This is a genomic window from Lactobacillus sp. B3795, from assembly GCF_026535805.1.
GTDB lineage: Bacteria > Bacillota > Bacilli > Lactobacillales > Lactobacillaceae > Apilactobacillus > Apilactobacillus kunkeei_C.
Genome location: NZ_JAFNPE010000005.1, coordinates 278,281 through 278,733, shown reverse-complemented (window position 1 = coordinate 278,733; position 453 = coordinate 278,281). Strand labels below are relative to the sequence as shown.

Here is a 453-nt window from a genome sequence, read left to right as displayed (position 1 = left end):
GGTGGCGGAATTGGCAGACGCACAGGACTTAAAATCCTGCGGTTAGTGATAACCGTACCGGTTCGATCCCGGTCCTCGGCACCATATGCACCCATAGCGCAACTGGATAGAGTGTCTGACTACGAATCAGAAGGTTGTAGGTTCGACTCCTACTGGGTGCATTTCTCGGGAAGTAGCTCAGCTTGGTAGAGCACCTGGTTTGGGACCAGGGGGTCGCAGGTTCGAATCCTGTCTTCCCGATAGAGTTTAATAACTCGTCATATTAGTCACATATCGCGGTGTAGCTCAGCTGGCTAGAGCGTCCGGTTCATACCCGGGAGGTCGGGGGTTCGATCCCCTCTGCCGCGATTAGGTCTTGGACCTTTAGCTCAGTTGGTTAGAGCAGACGGCTCATAACCGTCCGGTCGTAGGTTCGAGTCCTACAAGGTCCATAGTGGACTTTGTTTCACGTCA

At 53.4% G+C, this 453-nt stretch carries 5 tRNA genes; all 5 read left to right on the top strand.

Annotated features, from left to right (window positions below):
* Position 1 precedes the first annotated feature (1 nt).
* The 5 genes from J3U50_RS03270 (at position 2) to J3U50_RS03250 (ending at position 431) form a co-directional block, all read left to right on the top strand.
* A tRNA-Leu gene (locus J3U50_RS03270) sits at positions 2–84 on the top strand.
* A gap of 3 nt (positions 85–87) precedes the next feature.
* A tRNA-Arg gene (locus J3U50_RS03265) sits at positions 88–161 on the top strand.
* 5 nt (positions 162–166) lie between these two features.
* Positions 167–240: transfer RNA gene (locus J3U50_RS03260), tRNA-Pro, on the top strand.
* A gap of 34 nt (positions 241–274) precedes the next feature.
* A tRNA-Met gene (locus J3U50_RS03255) sits at positions 275–348 on the top strand.
* Positions 349–357: 9 nt separating this feature from the next.
* Positions 358–431, top strand: a tRNA-Ile gene (locus J3U50_RS03250).
* The last annotated feature ends 22 nt before the right edge of the window (positions 432–453 follow it).